This is a genomic window from Mesorhizobium sp. C264A, assembly GCF_040324515.1.
Classification (GTDB): domain Bacteria; phylum Pseudomonadota; class Alphaproteobacteria; order Rhizobiales; family Rhizobiaceae; genus Mesorhizobium.
Genome location: NZ_JAMYVY010000002.1, coordinates 2487357 through 2505609, shown reverse-complemented (window position 1 = coordinate 2505609; position 18253 = coordinate 2487357). Strand labels below are relative to the sequence as shown.

Sequence of the window (18253 nt, the reverse complement as noted above, 5' to 3'; positions counted from 1 at the left end):
CGCGCCAATGACAAAGCCACCTCTCGGCTCAACCATGCGGCTGGTTCGCCCGGCGCCAAACGTGCTCGGCTTCTACGATGGCCGCGTTGACGGCGTTCGCGCCTGGTCGGACGAGCCGAACTGGCTGGACGACGGCGCCTATGCCCTCGGCATCTGCACCTATGCGATCGTCGATGGCTCGCAGGCGCTTGTCTACGACACGCATATTTCGCTGCCTCACGCGCGCTTCATCAGGCAGACGCTCGAAGACATGGGCGCAACATCGATCCGAGTCGTGCTCAGCCACTGGCATGACGATCATCTTGCCGGCAATGAGGTGTTTCAGGATTGCGAGATTATCGCCAACACGCTCACCGCCTCGGCGCTCGCGAACAACCGGGCCGAGATCGAAAGCGGTGTTCCACCGATCAATCCTCTCGTGCTGCCGAACAGGACCTTCGAAGGCAGTCTTGACCTCACCGTTGGATCAATCGCCGTCGAACTGCGTCAGGTCGAAATCCACAGCCATGACGGCACGGTGCTGTTCATGGCTGGGATCGGCCTGCTGCTGGCAGGCGACACGCTGGAGGATCCGATCACCTTTGTCAGCGAGGCGGATCGGCTGGCGCAACATCTGGTCGATCTCGAACGCATGAGCGGGTGGCCGATAGACCGCATCTTGCCCAATCACGGCTCGCTCGAAGCGATTGAGCGAGGCGGCTACGACAAAGGCCTCATCGCCGCCACGCAAGCCTACGTTCAAAAACTGCTTCGCTGCCGGAATGAGCCTGATCTTGCGAAGCAGGATCTGAAAACCTGCGGCGCCGACATGTTCGCCACGGGCGCGGTCGAGTACTTCGCGCTGTACGAGCCCGTCCACCGGCAAAACGTCGAGGCCGTTCTCGCAACCGGCACCGATCGCTAAGCAAGGAAAGGCCGCGCCAAAAGCTCGAGGCCAAGCAAGATCAGGAAAATAAGAAACCAGCGCCGGAAGGTCGCCGGGCTGATCCGCTGCCGGAGCAACTGTCCGAGCCACATGCCGAGCAAGGCCGGCGCAACCGCCAGCGACGACATGGCGACATGCCCGACCTGGAACGCGCCGTGCGAGGCAAGGCCGGCAGCGAGCGCGATCGTCGACACGGTGAAGGACAGGCCGAGCGCCTGGATCAGATCGTCACGGCTCAAGCCCAGCGCCTGAATGTAAGGTACAGCGGGCACGACGAACACGCCGGTGCCGCCGGTGACGATGCCGGTAAGGAAACCGACGATGGGCGACGACCAGCGCTCGGCTGACGCGGGAACCGTCAACTGCCGCGCCAGCAGCGTATAGACGGCATAGACGATCAGCGCCGCCCCGAGGCCGGCCGTCGTCCATTTGACATTGTCGCTGGCCAGCAGCCATGAGCCGGCCAGCGTGCCGGCGACGATGCCGACCATCATCAGCCACAGCCGCCTGAGGATCCATCCGAAGCTCGGGCCGGCAAACAGCTGCCAGATATTGGTGACGAAGGACGGCACGATCAGCAGCGAAGCCGCGGCGACCGGCGGCATGATTGTGCCCAGCAGCCCCATCGCCAACGTCGGCAGTCCCATACCGGTAACGCCCTTGACGATGCCGGCCAGCAGGAAGGTCACCGCAATGGTTGCCGTTAGGGCCAGGGAAAAATCAGCCGAAAGATCAGACATCGCCCTTCATGGGAAGACGGCGCCCGCCGCAAAAGAGCCAGAACTCTTCGGTTGGGGTGACAGAGGCTGCGGCGAAAAAAAGCGGCGCCTCGCGGCGCCGCTTTCGTCTCGGGAGGAGACGCTTTCAACCTTGGGCGTTGTGACGCCGCCCTCTTGATCACGCGGCGTTCTTGGCCTCGATCTGCTTGGCGTTGGCCGAAGAGGCGGTAATCGCGATCTTGCGCGGCTTCAGCTCCTCGGGGATGTTGCGCTTAAGGTCGACGAAAAGCAGGCCGTTCTTCAGGGTGGCGCCGACGACCTCGACATGGTCGGCAAGCTGGAAGCGGCGCTCGAACGAACGCGAGGCAATGCCGCGGTAGAGCAGCTCGGAGCCTTCGCCATTGCCCTCTTCCTTGCGCTCACCCTTGACGGTCAGCACGTTGCGGTGGGCTTCGATCGAAATCTCTTCGTCCGAGAAGCCGGCAACCGCCATCGAGATGCGATAGGCGTCCTCGCCGGTGCGCTCGATGTTGTAGGGCGGATAGGTCTGCGCGCCATCGGGCTGGGCCAGCGAGTCGAGCATGGTGAACAGGCGGTCGAAGCCGACGGTCGAGCGATAGAGCGGGGAAAAATCAACGTGACGCATGAGGTGTTCTCCTGTTGAGCAACATGTTTGCGTGTGGCCGGTGCGAAACCCTGGAAAGGCGTTTCGGGTGGACCAGCAGCCCCGACATCGGCGGCTGCATCCGACATTTGGGGAGCGCAAAAGCGCATTTCAAGGATTTTTGAAGAGCGCCAATCGAGGCGTCGATGAACGGCAGATGAACCGCTGCTTCGGCGCCCGTTCAGCCGGCCGGCGCTAGAGTGCCCCCAGGATAAAGAACCAGGCGGCGCCGGATGAAAGCGCCGCGACGAGGCCGACCGGGTGTAACGTCCCTTCCTCCCGGATCGACAGAGGCCGGAAGCACGCCGCCGCAGGCTGCTTCCGGCCTTGCTTGTTGTTCGTCCGCCCCCTTGGCGTCCTCCCTTTGCTTTTCATCCATTGGCGTCTATCACCATGCCGACGCCCTGCCGGGTGAGACACCACGAAGACGCAAGCGCCTAATGACGGATCTCTTCCATCCCACGCCAGGCAATCCGCCGCCGCAAAATGTCGCCGGCGGCTTTTTCACCACGCGCGACGGCAAGAAGATCCGCTACGGCCTGTTTGCCGCGGTCACCCGGCCGCTGAAAGGCACCGTCGTGCTGCTGCCCGGCCGCAACGAGTGCATCGAGAAATATTTCGAAACCATCCGCAACCTGACCGACCGCGGCCTCGGCGTCGCCACGCTCGACTGGCGCGGCCAGGGCGATTCCGACCGGCTGATCGCCGACCCGCAACGCGGCTATGTCCGCTCCTTCTACGATTACACCGGCGACCTCGAACAGTTCTTCGAGGACATCGTGCTGCCCGACTGCCGCGGCCCGTATTACATCCTCGCCCATTCGATGGGCGCCGTGATCGCGCTGCTCGCGGCGCCGTCGATGGTCAACCGGGTGCGTCGAATGGTGCTGATTGCGCCTTTCCTGACGGTGCCCGACTCGCCCGTGTCGGCAAAAATGGCGCGCCGCGTCTGCTCGGTATTGTGCTTTCTCGGCTTCGGTCGGCTCTACGCCGCCTGGGGTCCGCGTCCCAGGGAAACCCTGCCCTTCGCCCTCAACAAGGTGACATCGGACCCCGGGCGCTATCAGCGCAACACGAAAATCTACGAGCACTATCCGCAACTGGCGCTCGGCGGGCCGACGATCCGCTGGCTGCAGGCGGCAATCAAGGCAGGCGAAGCCATCAGCGAGCCCGACTTCATGGCCAGGATCCAGGTGCCGCTGCTGATGATCGCCGCCGGCGCCGATCAGGTCGTCTCGACCAAGGCCGTGGAAGCCTACGCCAGGCGTCTGCGCCTCGGCTCGCTGCTGATGATCGATGGCTCGAAACACGAGATCCTGCAGGAGGCCGATGTCTATCGCGAGCAGTTGCTCGCCGCCTTCGACGCCTTCATACCCGGCAACGACGACCCCACAGCCTGATGCCACCGGCGCTGCATGTTGCGGCGCCTTGAGCTTGCGCCTGCTGACAGCCTTCTGTCAGGAGCAGCGTCGGCAGCACACAAAGAGCTAAAGATTCTGACAGCCGGTGCCGCCCCGGAATGCTCATCTCTCCGTGTCGAACCGAACGCCAAGGAGATGACGTCATGACCGAGAAAACCTGCGCTGCCTGCGATTGCCAGCTGGACGCCAATCCGATCCGCGTCAAGGTCGGCGGCAAGACCGTCGAGGTCTGCTGTGAGGAATGCGCGATTGCGCTGAACGAAGCCGGCGCATCAGTGGCCGGCGCATCAGTGGCCGGCAACGGGGAAGCCTGAGCGATGCGCCCCGATCATGCAGCGGCGGCGCAATGCCTCGCACATCAGCCGACAACTCAAACCGCGACGTTCCGGCGGTCCTTGCGGACACAAGGCATCGCGGCGGCCAACTGGATCGGCCGTCAACTGGAAAGGCGCCGAAGCCGCCTTGCCTTGCTCGAAATGACCGACGAACAGCTCAAGGACATCGGCCTGTCGCGCAGCCAAGCTCACTGCGAATACATGCGCCGTTTGTGGGACTGAGCCATGGCCGTACGAAGGGCCCGACAGGTGAAGTCTCCTGACAGGTTTGGACAAGCCAATCGCCTAATGTGCCGGAGCAGCTTTCGGCGCAAGGGTAGAATGCAACGGCCATGTCTCAGCTCACCATGTCGCAGTTCACGGTACAGACGCTTCTGGACACCGGCACCGTCAGGGTGAGGGATGTCCTCTGCAGCGGCGAATGCCGGCACAAGAGCGAAGAAGAGTGCACCGCTGCCACGCATCTTGTGTTTCCCTATCGCGGCGTCTTCGTGCGCCATGTCGGCCGCAACGATGCGGTCGCCGAAGCCAACCAGTTGTTGTTCTTCAACAACGCCGAAGGCTACCGGATCAGCCATCCCGTCGAGGGTGGCGATTCCTGCCTCGATCTCGTTGTCGAGGAGGCGCAACTGCAGGAGCTGACGCCGAAGGAGCAGTTGCGCTCGGGCAGCGCCGTGGCGTTTCGTCGTCAGCGCCGCCGCATCGACCCGCGGGCTCAGGCGCTGGTGGCGGTGCTGCGCTACAGCCTGAGCCGCAACATTGCCGAAACGCTGGAGGCCGAAACCCTGGCGCTGACGCTGGTGCGGCGCTCCCTCGGCGAGAGCACCTCGCATGCCGCCGGCGCCAGCGCTGGCCGGCAGAAGCTGGTCGATCGCGCCAAGCTCGTCCTGTCCTCGGATCTTTCGCGGCGCTGGACGCTGGCCGAGATCGCCGCTGAAGTCGGGGTATCACCGGTTTATCTCACGCAGGTTTTCCAGCAGGTCGAGGCGATGCCGCTCTATCGCTACCATCTGCGCCTGCGGCTGGCGCGCGCGCTCGACCTGCTTGGCCGCTACGACAATCTGACCACGCTCGGCCTGGACCTCGGCTTCTCCAGCCACAGCCATTTCAGCTCCGCGTTCAGGCAGGTCTACGGGCGAACGCCGGCGGAATTCCAGCGCTCGATCAAGCCGCGCTGATCGGGTCGACTATCAGCCCCGCAGGGCTGCCATTGCAGCCGCATGAAGCTCCGGCGTTGCGGCGGCCAGGATGTCGCCGCCCTTTTCCGCCGGACCGCCCTCGAATGTGGTGACGACGCCGCCGGCCTTTTCGATGATCGGGATCAGCGCCACGATGTCGTAGGGTTTCAATCCGGGATCGGCGACGATGTCGACGCTGCCCGAGGCAATCATGGCAAAGGCGTAGCAATCGGCGCCGTAGCGGGCGAGCTGGATCTGTTCCTCGAACGCGTCGTAGCGGGTGCGCGCCTCGCCCTTGAAAAGCGCCGGCGTGGTGGTGAACAAGGTCGCCTCGTCAAGCTTCGTCCTCTTGCGGGTCGACAGCTTCCGCGGCCCACCGGGGCCTTCGTAGTGGGAGCCGGAAGCGTTGGCGTAGAACAGCTCGCCGGTGAACGGCTGCGCCATCATGCCGGCGACGGCGTCACCGTCGACCGTCAACCCGACCAGCGTTCCCCACACCGGCAGGCCTGAGATGAAGGCGCGGGTACCATCGATCGGATCGATCACCCAGACATGCCTTGAGGAGATGTTTTCGCTGCCATGTTCTTCGCCAAGGATACCGTGATCGGGATACTCAGCCGAGATCAGCGCCCGAATGGCGCGCTCGGCCTCGCGGTCGGCCTCGGTGACCGGGTCGAAACTGCCTTTTTCCTTGTTGGCCACGGCGCCCTGTGCGCGGAAACGCGGCAAGGTTTCAGCCGCCGCTGCTTGCGCGATCCGGCGCATGAAATCGATGCTGATGTCCACGTGATTCTCCCGCATTACAGAGTGCCAACCCGGTCTGCCGGCACTTTCCCGCCAAAACAAGCCGGTTTATCGATTTATCAGAGACATCAGCGTTGCTGAAATGTCACACATCGGGACCATCGAAACGCATTTTCACATCAGAGTGAATTAAAAAAGCGTGGGATCGATTGACATTTGTGCATCGCACAATAAATTTGTTCTCGGACAGGTTTTCCTGTCCATGCCCTCCTTGGGCGTTTCCTCCCTAGACTTCGACCGTGTCGTGCAAACGATGCGGTCTTTTTTTACGCTGCGGGATGGCCAGCGCGGGATTGCATGAACAGCCGCCGCTCCGGCGTCATTCGGCGGCCAGCGGCAGGTCGACGAAGTGGTGGTCGGGCATCGCCATCAGGTCGGCCGAAAAGCGCGCCATATCGTCGCCCAGCGCATCGAAGCCGGCCGATTTCTGGAACGTCCGCTCATTCATGTAGAGGCCGCGATTGACCTCGATCTGCAGCGCATGCAGATGGCGCGCCGGCCGGCCGTAATGCTCGGTGATGAAGCCGCCTGCATAGGGTTTGTTGTGCGCGACGGTGTAGCCCATGCCGATGAGCAGGCCGATCGCCGTCTCGGTCAGGGCCGCCGTGGCCGAGATGCCGAAACGGTCGCCGACGATGAAATCCGGCCGCAGGCCGCTGTCGCCCACCCTGATGCTCGCCGGCATCGAATGGCAGTCGATCAGCACGGCATAGCCGAACCTGGCATGGGTTCTGGTCAAAAGCCGCTTCAGCGTCTCGTGATAGGGTTTGTAGACCGCCTCTATGCGCTGGACGGCCTCCGCCAGCGGCAGACGGCCGGAATAGATGTCGAGCCCCTCGCCCACCAGCTTGGGCACGGTGCCGAGCCCGCCGGCGACGCGCGCCGAGCGGATGTTGCAGAAGGACGGCACCGGCTCGGCGAACATGCGCGGGTCGAGTTCCCAGGGTTCGCGGTTGACGTCGAGATAGGCGCGCGGAAAATTCGCCGCCAGCATCGGCGCGCCCAGCGCCACCGCGCTGCCGAACAGCTCGTCGACATAGCAATCCTCGGAGCGGCGGATGGCGTTCCGGTCGAGCCGCGCCATGGCCAGGAAGCGGTCTGGATAATAGCGGCCGCTATGCGGTGAGTTGAAGACGAAGGGAACGCGCTGCTCGGCGCCCGATCGGATTTCGAAGGGTGGAACGACCGAAAAATCTTCGGCTGCCGTCGTCAATTTGAACGAACCCGGAAACAGCAATGCATCATGATGGGAAACTGCCACCTCATCGGCCGCATGTCCAGCATTTCGGCATGTCAGGAACCCCGTCAAATCAGGATTAATGCCGCCAACGTTCACTTGATGTTTACCGTCAGCTCCTCATATACAGGATGGTTAACGGGCTTGCCGGACGGCAGGCTTGGCTGGGGTGATTCGGACGGGACAAGATGGCACGCATTCTGCTGGCGGAAGACGACGACGACATGCGCCGGTTCCTGGTCAAGGCACTGGAGCGGGCCGGCTACCACGTCAGCGATTTCGACAATGGCGCCAGCGCCTACGAGCGGCTGCGCGAAGAACCTTTCTCCCTGCTGCTGACCGATATCGTCATGCCGGAGATGGACGGCATCGAACTCGCCCGCCGCGCCACCGAGATCGATCCCGACCTGAAGGTGATGTTCATCACCGGTTTCGCGGCCGTCGCGCTCAACCCCGATTCCAAGGCGCCGAAAGACGCCAAGGTGCTGTCCAAGCCCTTCCACCTGCGCGATCTCGTCAACGAGGTCGAAAAAATGCTGCAGGCCGCCTGAAGCACGCACAGTGTGATCTCGCCGCTTCGTCGGCGGCGCGACAAAACGAGCCTTTCTTTCCCTTTCCGGCTATTGACGCGCTGGACCAAAAATGGTGTATGCGCGGCTTCGGATGGGCGTGTAGCTCAGCGGGAGAGCACTGCATTGACATTGCAGGGGTCACAGGTTCAATCCCTGTCACGCCCACCATCCTTTCGATAACTTGGCCAAGCCCGTTTTTGGCGCACCCCTTCGACAACTTAGCCGGTAAGGCGGCCACCGCTTGTGGCAGCCGCCTCGTGTTTGTGGACATTCTAATGCTTGGCGCTCAAAAGTGGCCCCGGTTTTGAGACGACGACATGCATAAAAACAAAGACCTAAAGCGCGTCGTCTGAGTCCGTTCAAACGCGACGCGCTTTAGACGTGGTGCGGGCTTAGCGTCCTTGAAGGCGCAGGCTCGATGCCGTCCTCCATAAGAATATCCTTCTTGCGAGCGAACGCGACGAAGACGCCTCGTGCTGTCTCGGGTTCCACATCACCAATCAGAGCGGCTTTGCAAGCGCGAATAGCAGCTCTCTGCTCCGGGCTGTTGCCACACCATTCGGCTGCGAATTGATAAGCATCCGCGACCGTGTTGAGTTGGCGGGGGAAGCCCAATCCCACCCACACCCGGACTGGCTTTTCAAAAGGTTTCGATAGCATCATGACCTCCTTTCCTAATGCATGTCACCCAGAAGTATGCCGCGGTTCTGGGACAACGACATGCATCAAAACAAAGACTTAAAGCGTGTCGCATGAATCCGTTTCGCGACGCGCTTTAGGCAGTCACTCCTCCGCCTTCGCCACCTCTGCCCATCATCCACGGCATTGTCGTGGATACTTCTTCCTCAAGGATTCTGGCTGCTTTCGCAAAACCGCTGAACGCGTCTCTGGCTGCGGAAAGCGGATAATCGCTATCGAAAGCTCGCTGGCAGGCCCGCAATGCGGTTTGGTGAATGGGGCCGCGCCTGTCCTTCGGCCATTCATAGAGGAACTCCAGAGCGTCCTCGAGACACGTGATTTCCTGAACAAGGTTATCGCCGCTTTTCACGAAAACGGCGCTGTCAAACATCCGATCGTTCATATGATCCTCCAAATTGAACGAACCATTGAGTTTCATGGTTTGCGCGGTCCAGGCCAACTGCAGGCGCGCGACAGAGGCGCGCCAGTACGTCCTGCAGTGATCATCTTCGTTTCTCCGCAATCACAGCCTCCCGGCCGGAACCGGGAGGCGGACCCGCAGTTCAAAGTGTGACAGATCGACAGGATTACGCGGCTTTACGCGCGCGGTCCGTGTCTTGCGTGATCTGAGTGGCGGCCGTCGGCGTGTCGCCGACGCCGATGCTAATGCGGCGCGGTTTCAGCTCTTCGGGAATCTCACGGACGATGTCGATCGAGAGGAGGCCATTCTCCAGTTTGGCTGCCTTGATCTTCATGTGGTCGGCAAGCTTGAACGTCTGCCTGAAACTGCGATAGGCGATGCCCTGGTGCAGCAGCTGGCGTCCGCTCTGATCATCAGCCTTCTGGCCTACCACGACCAGTTCGGGTCCATGCTGGGTCAGCTCAACCTCATCCTGGCTGAAGCCTGCGATGGCCATCGAGATACGGTAATCGTTCTCGTCGACCTTCTCGATGTTATAGGGCGGCCAGTCTGGACGCGTGCCGCTGTCGAGCATGTCGAAAAGCCGGTCGAAACCGACGGTGGTCCGATAGAGGGTATCAAAGGTTCTCATAGCCACATCCTCCTTGAAGCAACATGGGTACAAGGACGCCGCCCCGTGCGGCGCCGCCATTTTTTGCCGAGCCTTATGGCCTTGGCGGAAATCGAATTAGGAGGCGCCCCAAATGAGTTCAAGAGCATCTCGAATTTTTTTTCGTAGCATCCTTCGCATCGACGGAAAGCGAAATCTGAGTTTCTACGGGACCTTCCCTTCGAACAGTCGAACAGCCCCTTGAAGTACAGATCCGGCGGGAAGTTTTCGCGCGATCTGCGCGACCGCATCGTCTACTGCCCCGCCGTCCCGTTTCGTATTCAAATGCCGGCCAGCAAGGAACCGGGTAGCGGCCTTCCGATCCGTAAATCCACCCTGTCGGGGCCGAAACGTCCCGGCACGTGCCGGGACGTTTCTGGCTCGCGGATCACTGTGGCCGCGGATCGGGCCTGTCGGGCTTGTCATGAGGGGTGTTGTTGCCTTCACGGCACGGTGTGCCGATGCCGCAGCATTTGCCGTTGTAGGTGACACCGGGCTTGGTCTTCTCGCATTCCCTCGGCGGTGCCGTTTGACACCCTGCCAGCACCGAAACCGCGATGGCGGCGAGAAATGCGTTTCTTGAAGTGATAAACATTGACGTTCTCCTTGATGGACCGTGTTTGCTACACACCGCTTGGTCGCGGGCGGCAGCGAAATGGTTCAAGGAAAATTGGAATCAGGCCGCGCCGAGGCGGACATCACCCTTCTCAATATGGTTGAGAAACCACGCATATGTCTGTTCCAATCCATCGCGAAGCGCGTAGCGCGGGCGCCATCCCGTCGCAAACAGCCGCGAAACATCCATCAACTTGCGCGGCGTGCCATCTGCCTTGGTCGTATCGAAGGCGATATCAGCCTCGACGCCGGCGACCGATGCGACGGTCTGGGCAAGCTCGGCAATGGTGACATCCTCGCCCGAACCGACATTGACGTGGCTGTCGCCGGCATAATTCTTCAACAGCCAGACCAAGGCACCGGCGGCGTCGTCGACATGCAGGAATTCACGCCGTGGCGTGCCCGAGCCCCAGACCTCGAGGCTGTTGCCGCCGCTCAGCGCCAGTGCATGCGCCTTTCGCATCAGGGCCGGCACGACATGGCTGGACTGGAGATCGAAATTGTCGCCAGGACCGTAAAGGTTGGCCGGCATCGCCGAGATGTAGTCGACGCCATGCTGGCGCCGATAGGCCTGGCACAGTTTGAGCCCGGCGATCTTGGCGATCGCATACCATTCATTGGTGGGTTCGAGCGGACCGGTCAGCAGCGCGTCTTCCCTGATCGGCTGCGGCGCGAGCTTTGGATAGATGCAGGACGAGCCGAGAAACAAAAGCTTGCCGACCTCGCTGCGAAAGGCGCCGTCAATGACATTGCCCTGCATAACCAGGTTTTGCTGCAGGAAATCGACAGGGAACCGGTCATTGGCCAGGATACCGCCGACTTTGGCGGCCGCCATCACCACCGCATCCGGCCTGTGCTCGGCCATCCAGCGCCGCACCCCTGCCTGGTCGAGCAGGTCGAGCCTGTCGCGCGATACGGTGAGTATCTCGCAGTCCTCGCTCGCCAGCCGGCGCACGACGGCCGAACCGACCATGCCGCGATGCCCGGCGACGAAGACACGCTTGCCTTTCAGATCAAATGTCGCGTCCATGAACCTGCCTCACGCAGAACGGCTGTTCTGCCGCGTGCCGCCGGCGGTGCGCGCCAGATCGGCCTGCACCATTTCCGCCACCAGATCCCTGAAGCCGGTCGTGTGCGACCACCCCAGCCTGGCTTTGGCCTTGGCGGGGTCGCCGAGCAGCAGGTCGACCTCGGTCGGCCGGAAATAGCGCGGATCGATGCGCACCAGGACAGTGCCCGAACCGGCATCGACACCGACTTCATCGACACCCTCGCCTTGCCAGCGGATGGTGCGGCCGGTCTCGGCAAACGCCAGCTCGACGAATTCGCGCACCGAATGCGCCTCGCCGGTCGCCAGCACGAAATCGTCGGCTTCGCTGTGCTGCAGAATGCGCCACATGCCCTCCACATAGTCGCGCGCATGGCCCCAATCACGCTTGGCGTCGAGATTGCCGAGATAGAGCGTGTCCTGCAGGCCATGATGGATCGAGGCGACGGCCCGCGTAATCTTGCGGGTGACGAAGGTCTCGCCGCGTGTCGGGCTTTCGTGGTTGAACAGGATGCCGTTGGCGGCGAACATGCCGTAAGCCTCGCGGTAGTTGACCGTGATCCAGTAGGCGTAAAGCTTGGCCGCGGCATAGGGCGAGCGCGGATGGAAGGGCGTCGCCTCGCTTTGCGGGACCTCGCGCGCCTTGCCGTAAAGCTCCGACGTCGATGCCTGATAGAAGCGCACCGACTTCTCCAGGCGCAGGATGCGGATCGCCTCGAGCAGCCTGAGTGTTCCCAGCGCATCGGCATTGCCGGTGTATTCCGGCGTCTCGAAACTCACCTGGACATGACTCTGGGCGCCGAGATTGTAGATCTCGCCGGGCTGTGTCTCCTGCACCAGGCGAATAAGGTTGGTCGCGTCGGTCAGGTCGCCATAATGCAGGAAGAAACGCGCACCGCGCTCGTGCGGATCGACATAGATGTCGTCAACGCGCTCGGTGTTGAACGAGGACGAGCGGCGTTTGACGCCATGGACAATATAGCCCTTCTGCAGAAGCAATTCTGCGAGATAGGCCCCGTCCTGCCCGGTAACCCCGGTGATGAGCGCCACTTTTTCCGTCATTGCCGCTCCGTCCGCATCCAATCCCGGCAACCGAATACAGATTTGGCGCGAGAACGCAAATCCCCCATACGGGGGACAGGTTTCAGCCAGCGATTGTGTCGTTCTCAGGCACCTGCAACCGCGCAGAAATGCTTCATCCTGGCCAGCGCAAGCTCGGGATCGGCGAGCAACCCTGCCTGGTCGGCAAGGCGGAAGATGTCGGCATAGTGCAGGATGCCGCGCGCCGACTGCATGCCGCCGACCATGGCGAAATGGTCCTGATGGCCGTTGAGCCAGGCCATGAAGACGATGCCGGCCTTGTAATACTCCGTCGGCGCCTCGAAGATCTTGCGCGACAACGGCACTGTCGGCGCCATCAGCGCGTCAAATCCGGCGCGGTCGCCGTCAGCCAGTTTCGCGAGCGCCGCACTGGCGACCGGCGCGATGGCGTCGAATATGCCGAGCAAGGCGTGCGAGTGCCGCTTCCCGTCGCCGGCAATCAGTTCGGGATAGTTGAAATCGTCGCCGGTGAACATGACGACGCCTTCCGGCAACCGGTTGCGCAAGGCAACTTCCTTGCCGGCATCGAGCAGGGAAATCTTTATCCCCTCGACCTTGCCGGCATGACGCTCGATGATGGCGACGACGGTGTCGAGCGCGGCCTCGAAATTGCCGCTGCCCCAATAACCTTTCAGTGCAGGATCGAACATGTCGCCCAGCCAGTGCAGGATGACCTTGCCGGATGCCTGGCTGAGGATGCGATCGTAGACCCTGATATAGTCGTCCGGACCCTTTGCGACCGCTGCCAGCGCCCGGCTGGCCATCATGATCGCCTTGCCGCCCTCGCCTTCAATGAAAGCGAACTGCTCCTCATAGGCGGCGATCACATCTTCGAGTGATCTCGAATTGGCCGGCGCCAGATGATCGGTGCCGGCGCCCGAGGCGAGGTCTGCGCATTCGACGCTGCGCGCCTCGGCGATCGAGCGCCGGATCAATTCCTGCGCATTCGCCCAGTCGAAACCCATGCCGCGCTGCGAGGTGTCCATCGCCTCGGCGATGCGGAAGCCAAGCCGCCACAAATGATGCCGAAACGCCATCGTCTTGTCCCAGTCGACCGCAGGCTTCGACCAGGGGTCGGTCATCGCGAAAGGGTCGGCGACGACATGGGCCGCGGCATAGGCGATGCGCGGGAAAACCGCACCGATTACGGGCTCGACCGGACTGCCCGCGAGCTTGTAGCTGACGCGGCCGCCATTCTGCGTAGGCAGGGTGATATCCATGGCAACCTCCGTTTTCGGCATCCTATAAATGGAACGTTCCAATAAATCAAGAAACTTTATGATTCCGGCGATTGAACCGGCCCAAACGTTGAAGAAGGCTAAGAGTCCTTGCTAGGAACCACATTCATCACCTTTTCGATCTCCGCAAGAATCCCGATTGACTCTCGTTTGGCAGAGTGATTAGAACGTTCCAATAGATTTTCTCATTTAGGCGGAGGAAACCACCGACATGGCCAGCCGGGCCAAGGCAACGATCCTGGACATCGCCCGCGAGGCTGGTGTGTCCAAATCGACGGTGTCGCTTGTGCTGCAAGGCTCAGGGCTGATCCGGCCTGAAACCGCGGTCAAGGTTCGCAAGGCGATCGAGGATGTCGGCTATGTCTACAACCGCGGCGCCGCCAATCTGCGCAAAGCCCATTCCAACGTCATCGGCATGGTCATCAACGATCTCACCAACCCCTTTTTCGCCGAGCTGGCGGTCGGCATGGAGCGCGTCTTCCAGTCGGCCGGCATCGTGCCCTTCATCGCCAACACGGCGGAGAACCCGGTGCGCCAGGAAGAAGTGCTGAAGTCGCTGATGGAACAGGGCGTCGCAGGCCTGATCGTGTCACCGGCACGCGGCACCACGCCGGGCGCCTTCCGTCGCCTCGAGATGGCGGGCGTGCCGGTCGTCTTCGCCATGCGCCGCCTGCCGGACAGCCGCATCCCGGTGATCGCTCCTGACAACCATCGCGGCGCGTATCTCGCCGCCGCCCATCTGATCGGCAAGGGCCATCGCCGGCTGGCCTTCTTCGGCGGCACCTCCGACCTGGTCGTCTATCAGGAGCGCCTGGGCGGTTTTCGTGAAGCTTGCGAAACATTGGGCATTGCCAGGCGCGACGTGCTTGTCGTCGAAGGCGAGACCAGCCGCAGGGGCGGCATCGCGTGCCTGGAAACCGCCCTTGCCATGGCCGAGCCGCCGACGGCGGCACTGTGCTTCAACGATGCCGTCGCCTTCGGCGTCATGCTGGCGCTGCGCAAGCGCGGGCTGGAGCCCGGCGCGGACTTTGCCGTCGTCGGCTTCGACGACGTGGTCGAGGCCGAGCATTATATGCCGGCGCTGACCAGCGTCTCGGTCGACACACCCGGCCTCGGTGAACGCGCCGCCCACGTCATGCTGAAGATGATCCAGTCGCGCATCACGCATGCCGAGGACCATATCGGCGCCGTCAATCTGGTCGTCAGGGACAGCTGCGGTCCCGATCGCGGCGCCCAGGACACATCAGCAGGAATGGGAGACGCGGCATGAGCGTCAAATGGGGACTGATCGGCGCCAGCACGATCGCCAAACAGTTCATGATCAACGCCATCCGCGCGCAAGAGGGTGGCGAGATCGCGGCGGTGATGAGCTCCAGTCCGCAGCGCGCCAAGACTTATGCCGCGGAACAGAATATTCCGCTTGCCGTCTCGACGCTGGACGATTTGCTCGGCGCCGAAATCGACGCCGTCTACATCTCGACCACCAATGAACTGCATCTCGAACAGGCATTGGCTGCGATCAAGGCGGGAAAGCATGTTCTGTGCGAAAAGCCGCTGGCGCTGAACAGCGCCGACGCGCGCACAATGGTCGCCGCCGCCAAGGAAGCCGGTGTCGTGCTTGGTACCAATCATCATCTGCGCAATGCCGGCGCCCACCGCGCCATGCGCGACGCCATATCAGCCGGCCATATCGGCAAGCCGATTGCCGCGCGCGTCTTCCATTCCGTCTATTTGCCGGAAAACCTGCAGGGCTGGCGCATTACCAAGCCTGAGGCCGGCGGCGGCGTGGTGCTCGACATCACCGTGCATGATGCCGACACGCTGCGCTTCGTGCTCGGCGACGACCCGGTCGAGATTTCGGCCTTCACCCAGTTGGCCGGCATGGCCAGCAGCGGGCTGGAAGACGGCGCCATGTGCATCTGGCGCTTCGGGTCGGGCATCATCGCCCAGTCGCATGAAGGCTTCACAACCAAGTTCGCCGATACCGGCTTTGAGGTGCATGGTTCCGAAGGTTCGCTGATCGCAAAAAATGTGATGACGCAGAAGCCAGTCGGCTCGGTGCTGCTACGCACCGCCAAAGGCGAGGAGGAACTGAGCTTCGACCGCGAAGACCTCTACGCCAGGTCGCTGCGCCAGTTCCATGCGGCCATGCGTGGAGAAGGCCAGCCCTCCGCCACCGGCGAGGACGGCGTCTGGTCCCTGGCGTCGGCCGAAGCAGCGTTGCAGTCGGCAAAATCCGGCAAGGCCGTCACTATCGATCCGAAAGGTGTCGCGTGAGCAAGCTCGTCTCCGCCGCTGAAGCAGCAAGCCTGATCAAGGACGGCATGACCGTCTCCGTCTCGTCGTCGAGCGGCCTCGGCTGCCCGGATGCCGTGCTGGCCGCCATCGGCGAGCGCTTCGACGCCGAAGGCCATCCCAAAGACATCACCACGCTGCACCCCATCGCCGCCGGCGACATGTATGGCATCAAGGGCATCGACCATCTGGCCAAGCCCGGCTTGTTGAAGCGCACGCTCTGCGGCTCCTATCCCTCAGGCCCCTCCTCGTCCGAGCCGCCGCAGATATGGAAGATGATCGGCGACAATTCGGTCGCCGCCTACAACGTGCCCTCCGGCATCCTGTTCGACATGCACCGCGAGGCCGCCGCCAAGCGGCCGGGCGTGCTGACCAAGGTCGGCCTCGACACTTTTGCCGACCCGCGCCACCAGGGCTGCGCCATGAACGCGGCGGCAAGCGAGCCGATCGTCTCGGTGCAGCAGTTCGACGGCGAGGAATGGCTCTATTTCCGCTCGATCGTGCCTGACATTTCGATCATCCGCGCCACCACCGCCGACGAGCGCGGCAACCTGACCTATGAACATGAAGGCGCCTATCTCGGCGGCCTCGAACAGGCGCTCGCCGCGCGCAACAATGGCGGCATCGTCATTGCGCAGGTCAAGCGCGTCGTCGAGAACGGCACGCTGAGGCCGCATGACGTGCGCGTGCCCGGCGTGCTGGTAGACCACATCGTGGTGGCGCCGGACCAGTTGCAGACGACGCTGACGCCTTACGACCCGGCGATTTCGGGCGAGATCTTCCGCCCGCTGTCAAGCTTTCGCAACGCCGAGATGAACGTCCAGAAAGTAATCGCGCGCCGCGTCGCCATGGAGTTGCGCGATGGCATGGCCGTCAATATCGGCTTCGGCATCTCGGCCAATGTGCCGCGTATCCTTCTCGAGGAAGGCCAGCACAGCAAGGTCACCTGGGTGATCGAGCAGGGCGCGGTCGGCGGCGTGCCGCTGCTCGATTTCAAGTTCGGCTGCGCTTCCAACGCCGAGGCGATCATGCCCTCGCCGCACCAGTTCATCTATTTCCAGGCCGGCGGCTTCGATGCCTCGCTGCTCTCCTTCTTGCAGATCGACCGCCATGGCTCCGTCAACGTGTCGAAACTCTCGGCCCGGCCACATGTCACCGCCGGGGCCGGCGGCTTTGTCGACATCACGGCACGGGCGAAAAAGATCGTCTTCTCCGGCTTCTTCAATGCCGGCGCCAAGCTTTCGCTCGCCGATGGCGGCATCCGCATCGACGCGGAAGGCAAGGTCAAGAAGGTCGTCAACGAGGTCGAACACATCTCCTTCTCCGGCAAGCGCGCCGTCGCTCAAGGCCAGGACATCACCTACGTCACCGAGCGTTGCGTGATGAAGCTGACGCCGGACGGTCTGATGGTGACGGAACTTGCGCCGGGCGTCGACCTCGAGCGCGATGTGTTGGCGCAGTCAGAGATTCCGCTCGGCATCGCCAACGATCTCAAGGTCACGCCGGCGGCTCTCTATCAGGACCGGCCGATCGGCCTGTCGCTGAATGGTGGCGCTTCGCTCGGAGGCGCGCATGGCTGAGCGCCTCGTCACCTTCGAGCAGGACGGCGCCATCGGCATCGTCACGCTGCGCCGGCCGGAGAAGTTCAACGCGCTGGACATTCCGATGCTGCGCGCGCTCGAGACAGCGCTCGACGAAGCCGAAATGGCTGAAGGCGTGCGCGTCGTGCTGATCCGCGGCGAAGGCAAAGGCTTTTGCGCCGGCGGCGACGTCGAGGCCTGGGCACAAATGAGCGCTGCCGACTTTCAGGTGCAATGGGTGCGCTACGGCCACCGTGTCTTCGACCGACTGGCGCGGCTGCGGCAGCCGACCATCGCGGTGCTTTCCGGCCATGCGTTGGGTGGCGGGCTGGAGCTGGCAGTCGCCTGCGACTTCCGTGTCGCCGAAACGCAGGTGAAGCTCGGCTTTCCCGAGACATCGATCGGCGTCGTCCCCGGTTGGTCCGGCACGCAGCGCGCCGTGCGCCGCTTTGGGGCCCAGATCGTGCGCCGCATGGCGCTCGGCGGCGAGCTCTTTGCCGCCTCCGACGCGCTTGCACTCGGCGTCGTTGACCGCGTGGTCGAGACCGGCCAGGCGCTGGCAGAGGCCAGGACTTGGGCCGAAAAAATCGCCGGGCGCGGGCCGCTCGCAACCGAAGCCGCCAAGCTGATGATCGCAGTCGCCGAAGGCGAGGAAAGTGCGGCCGCCACCGAGGCGCTCGCCAGCGGCTTCGTTGCGCTGACCGGCGACCTCAAAGCCGGCGTGAGCGCCTTCAAGGCCAAGCAGAAGCCGGCCTTTTCAAGATCCTAGAGAA

General features: G+C 62.7%; 21 protein-coding genes and 1 tRNA gene. 11 read left to right on the top strand and 11 right to left on the bottom strand.

Annotated features, from left to right (window positions below):
• Positions 1 to 7: 7 nt before the first annotated feature.
• On the top strand, positions 8 to 904 hold the full coding sequence (locus NKL04_RS31340) for an MBL fold metallo-hydrolase (RefSeq protein WP_023701030.1): 897 nt from the start codon (positions 8 to 10) through the stop codon (positions 902 to 904).
• On the opposite strand, the gene NKL04_RS31335 is transcribed toward NKL04_RS31340, so the two are convergent.
• Entirely contained in the window at positions 901 to 1665 is a 765-nt protein-coding gene (locus NKL04_RS31335) for a sulfite exporter TauE/SafE family protein (RefSeq protein WP_023701029.1), read from the bottom strand. The two genes, NKL04_RS31340 and NKL04_RS31335, sit on opposite strands and share 4 nt — an antisense overlap.
• Positions 1666 to 1822: 157 nt before the next feature.
• Positions 1823 to 2290 carry an Hsp20 family protein gene (locus NKL04_RS31330; protein ID WP_023671202.1) on the bottom strand — a complete coding sequence of 156 codons (468 nt, stop codon included), beginning with the start codon at positions 2288 to 2290 and terminating at the stop codon, positions 1823 to 1825.
• Between the two features lie 458 nt (positions 2291 to 2748).
• Between NKL04_RS31330 and NKL04_RS31325 the strand changes: the two genes are divergently transcribed.
• The 4 genes from NKL04_RS31325 to NKL04_RS31310 all read left to right on the top strand — a co-directional run bounded on the left by NKL04_RS31325 (position 2749) and on the right by NKL04_RS31310 (position 5242).
• Entirely contained in the window at positions 2749 to 3708 is a 960-nt protein-coding gene (locus tag NKL04_RS31325) for an alpha/beta fold hydrolase (RefSeq protein WP_023683237.1), read from the top strand.
• A 164-nt stretch (positions 3709 to 3872) separates the two neighbouring features.
• Positions 3873 to 4043 carry a hypothetical protein gene (locus NKL04_RS31320; RefSeq protein ID WP_023683236.1) on the top strand — a complete coding sequence of 57 codons (171 nt, stop codon included), beginning with the start codon at positions 3873 to 3875 and terminating at the stop codon, positions 4041 to 4043.
• A 3-nt stretch (positions 4044 to 4046) separates the two neighbouring features.
• Positions 4047 to 4286: a DUF1127 domain-containing protein gene (locus NKL04_RS31315; protein ID WP_023683235.1), complete on the top strand. Its 240-nt coding sequence runs from the start codon at positions 4047 to 4049 to the stop codon at positions 4284 to 4286.
• Between the two features lie 125 nt (positions 4287 to 4411).
• The gene (locus NKL04_RS31310) at positions 4412 to 5242 is read left to right on the top strand and encodes a helix-turn-helix domain-containing protein (protein WP_023683234.1); all 831 of its coding nucleotides are present in this window, start codon (positions 4412 to 4414) and stop codon (positions 5240 to 5242) included.
• Positions 5243 to 5254: 12 nt separating this feature from the next.
• Here the strand turns inward: NKL04_RS31310 and hisN are convergent, their stop codons facing one another.
• Together hisN and NKL04_RS31300 are read right to left on the bottom strand one after the other, a co-directional pair.
• Positions 5255 to 6028, bottom strand: coding sequence for a histidinol-phosphatase (gene hisN / locus NKL04_RS31305; RefSeq protein WP_023683233.1), 774 nt, complete (start codon positions 6026 to 6028; stop codon positions 5255 to 5257).
• A 337-nt stretch (positions 6029 to 6365) separates the two neighbouring features.
• A complete protein-coding gene (locus NKL04_RS31300; RefSeq protein WP_023701028.1) occupies positions 6366 to 7307 on the bottom strand; it encodes an N-formylglutamate amidohydrolase in 942 nt (313 codons plus the stop codon).
• 164 nt (positions 7308 to 7471) lie between these two features.
• Between NKL04_RS31300 and cpdR the strand changes: the two genes are divergently transcribed.
• Both cpdR and NKL04_RS31290 read left to right on the top strand, forming a co-directional pair.
• Positions 7472 to 7834, top strand: a complete 363-nt coding sequence (gene cpdR, locus NKL04_RS31295) for a cell cycle two-component system response regulator CpdR (RefSeq protein ID WP_023671195.1) — start codon at positions 7472 to 7474, stop codon at positions 7832 to 7834.
• A 114-nt stretch (positions 7835 to 7948) separates the two neighbouring features.
• Positions 7949 to 8023: transfer RNA gene (locus tag NKL04_RS31290), tRNA-Val, on the top strand.
• 207 nt (positions 8024 to 8230) lie between these two features.
• Here the strand turns inward: NKL04_RS31290 and NKL04_RS31285 are convergent.
• The 7 genes from NKL04_RS31285 to NKL04_RS31255 all read right to left on the bottom strand — a co-directional run bounded on the left by NKL04_RS31285 (position 8231) and on the right by NKL04_RS31255 (position 13587).
• On the bottom strand, positions 8231 to 8518 hold the full coding sequence (locus NKL04_RS31285; protein WP_245260022.1) for a DUF982 domain-containing protein: 288 nt from the start codon (positions 8516 to 8518) through the stop codon (positions 8231 to 8233).
• 112 nt (positions 8519 to 8630) lie between these two features.
• Positions 8631 to 9056: a DUF982 domain-containing protein gene (locus tag NKL04_RS31280; protein ID WP_348529190.1), complete on the bottom strand. Its 426-nt coding sequence runs from the start codon at positions 9054 to 9056 to the stop codon at positions 8631 to 8633.
• Positions 9057 to 9120: 64 nt separating this feature from the next.
• The gene (locus NKL04_RS31275) at positions 9121 to 9585 is read right to left on the bottom strand and encodes an Hsp20 family protein (RefSeq protein ID WP_023671192.1); all 465 of its coding nucleotides are present in this window, start codon (positions 9583 to 9585) and stop codon (positions 9121 to 9123) included.
• 406 nt (positions 9586 to 9991) lie between these two features.
• Entirely contained in the window at positions 9992 to 10198 is a 207-nt protein-coding gene (locus tag NKL04_RS31270) for a hypothetical protein (RefSeq protein ID WP_023710933.1), read from the bottom strand.
• A gap of 81 nt (positions 10199 to 10279) precedes the next feature.
• Positions 10280 to 11248 carry a GDP-L-fucose synthase gene (gene fcl, locus NKL04_RS31265; protein WP_023701026.1) on the bottom strand — a complete coding sequence of 323 codons (969 nt, stop codon included), beginning with the start codon at positions 11246 to 11248 and terminating at the stop codon, positions 10280 to 10282.
• Between the two features lie 9 nt (positions 11249 to 11257).
• Positions 11258 to 12328, bottom strand: coding sequence for a GDP-mannose 4,6-dehydratase (gmd, locus tag NKL04_RS31260; RefSeq protein ID WP_023701025.1), 1071 nt, complete (start codon positions 12326 to 12328; stop codon positions 11258 to 11260).
• A 104-nt stretch (positions 12329 to 12432) separates the two neighbouring features.
• Positions 12433 to 13587, bottom strand: a complete 1155-nt coding sequence (locus NKL04_RS31255; RefSeq protein ID WP_023701024.1) for a dihydrodipicolinate synthase family protein — start codon at positions 13585 to 13587, stop codon at positions 12433 to 12435.
• A 229-nt stretch (positions 13588 to 13816) separates the two neighbouring features.
• Between NKL04_RS31255 and NKL04_RS31250 the strand changes: the two genes are divergently transcribed.
• The 4 genes from NKL04_RS31250 to NKL04_RS31235 are packed head-to-tail and all read left to right on the top strand — an operon-like array spanning position 13817 to position 18249.
• Positions 13817 to 14875, top strand: a complete 1059-nt coding sequence (locus NKL04_RS31250; protein ID WP_023695643.1) for a LacI family DNA-binding transcriptional regulator — start codon at positions 13817 to 13819, stop codon at positions 14873 to 14875.
• Positions 14872 to 15882: a Gfo/Idh/MocA family protein gene (locus tag NKL04_RS31245; protein WP_023695642.1), complete on the top strand. Its 1011-nt coding sequence runs from the start codon at positions 14872 to 14874 to the stop codon at positions 15880 to 15882. The genes NKL04_RS31250 and NKL04_RS31245 overlap by 4 nt, the downstream gene beginning before the upstream one ends.
• A complete protein-coding gene (locus NKL04_RS31240; RefSeq protein ID WP_023701023.1) occupies positions 15879 to 17480 on the top strand; it encodes an acyl CoA:acetate/3-ketoacid CoA transferase in 1602 nt (533 codons plus the stop codon). The genes NKL04_RS31245 and NKL04_RS31240 overlap by 4 nt, the downstream gene beginning before the upstream one ends.
• Entirely contained in the window at positions 17473 to 18249 is a 777-nt protein-coding gene (locus NKL04_RS31235) for an enoyl-CoA hydratase/isomerase family protein (protein WP_023671185.1), read from the top strand. Before NKL04_RS31240 ends, NKL04_RS31235 begins: the two co-directional genes overlap by 8 nt.
• Positions 18250 to 18253: the final 4 nt, after the last annotated feature.

What these genes read in the sequence shown, in the direction of transcription:
- NKL04_RS31275 (WP_023671192.1), bottom strand. Translation starts at nt 9,585, where the DNA reads ATGAGAACCTTTGATACCCTCTATCGGACCACCGTCGGTTTCGACCGG.
- fcl (WP_023701026.1), bottom strand. Translation starts at nt 11,248, where the DNA reads ATGGACGCGACATTTGATCTGAAAGGCAAGCGTGTCTTCGTCGCCGGG.
- NKL04_RS31255 (WP_023701024.1), bottom strand. Translation starts at nt 13,587, where the DNA reads ATGGATATCACCCTGCCTACGCAGAATGGCGGCCGCGTCAGCTACAAG.
- gmd (WP_023701025.1), bottom strand. Translation starts at nt 12,328, where the DNA reads ATGACGGAAAAAGTGGCGCTCATCACCGGGGTTACCGGGCAGGACGGG.
- NKL04_RS31320 (WP_023683236.1), top strand. Translation starts at nt 3,873, where the DNA reads ATGACCGAGAAAACCTGCGCTGCCTGCGATTGCCAGCTGGACGCCAAT.
- NKL04_RS31315 (WP_023683235.1), top strand. Translation starts at nt 4,047, where the DNA reads ATGCGCCCCGATCATGCAGCGGCGGCGCAATGCCTCGCACATCAGCCG.
- NKL04_RS31250 (WP_023695643.1), top strand. Translation starts at nt 13,817, where the DNA reads ATGGCCAGCCGGGCCAAGGCAACGATCCTGGACATCGCCCGCGAGGCT.
- NKL04_RS31285 (WP_245260022.1), bottom strand. Translation starts at nt 8,518, where the DNA reads ATGATGCTATCGAAACCTTTTGAAAAGCCAGTCCGGGTGTGGGTGGGA.
- NKL04_RS31335 (WP_023701029.1), bottom strand. Translation starts at nt 1,665, where the DNA reads ATGTCTGATCTTTCGGCTGATTTTTCCCTGGCCCTAACGGCAACCATT.
- NKL04_RS31330 (WP_023671202.1), bottom strand. Translation starts at nt 2,290, where the DNA reads ATGCGTCACGTTGATTTTTCCCCGCTCTATCGCTCGACCGTCGGCTTC.
- NKL04_RS31270 (WP_023710933.1), bottom strand. Translation starts at nt 10,198, where the DNA reads ATGTTTATCACTTCAAGAAACGCATTTCTCGCCGCCATCGCGGTTTCG.
- NKL04_RS31340 (WP_023701030.1), top strand. Translation starts at nt 8, where the DNA reads ATGACAAAGCCACCTCTCGGCTCAACCATGCGGCTGGTTCGCCCGGCG.
- NKL04_RS31310 (WP_023683234.1), top strand. Translation starts at nt 4,412, where the DNA reads ATGTCGCAGTTCACGGTACAGACGCTTCTGGACACCGGCACCGTCAGG.
- NKL04_RS31235 (WP_023671185.1), top strand. Translation starts at nt 17,473, where the DNA reads ATGGCTGAGCGCCTCGTCACCTTCGAGCAGGACGGCGCCATCGGCATC.
- NKL04_RS31325 (WP_023683237.1), top strand. Translation starts at nt 2,749, where the DNA reads ATGACGGATCTCTTCCATCCCACGCCAGGCAATCCGCCGCCGCAAAAT.
- NKL04_RS31245 (WP_023695642.1), top strand. Translation starts at nt 14,872, where the DNA reads ATGAGCGTCAAATGGGGACTGATCGGCGCCAGCACGATCGCCAAACAG.
- cpdR (WP_023671195.1), top strand. Translation starts at nt 7,472, where the DNA reads ATGGCACGCATTCTGCTGGCGGAAGACGACGACGACATGCGCCGGTTC.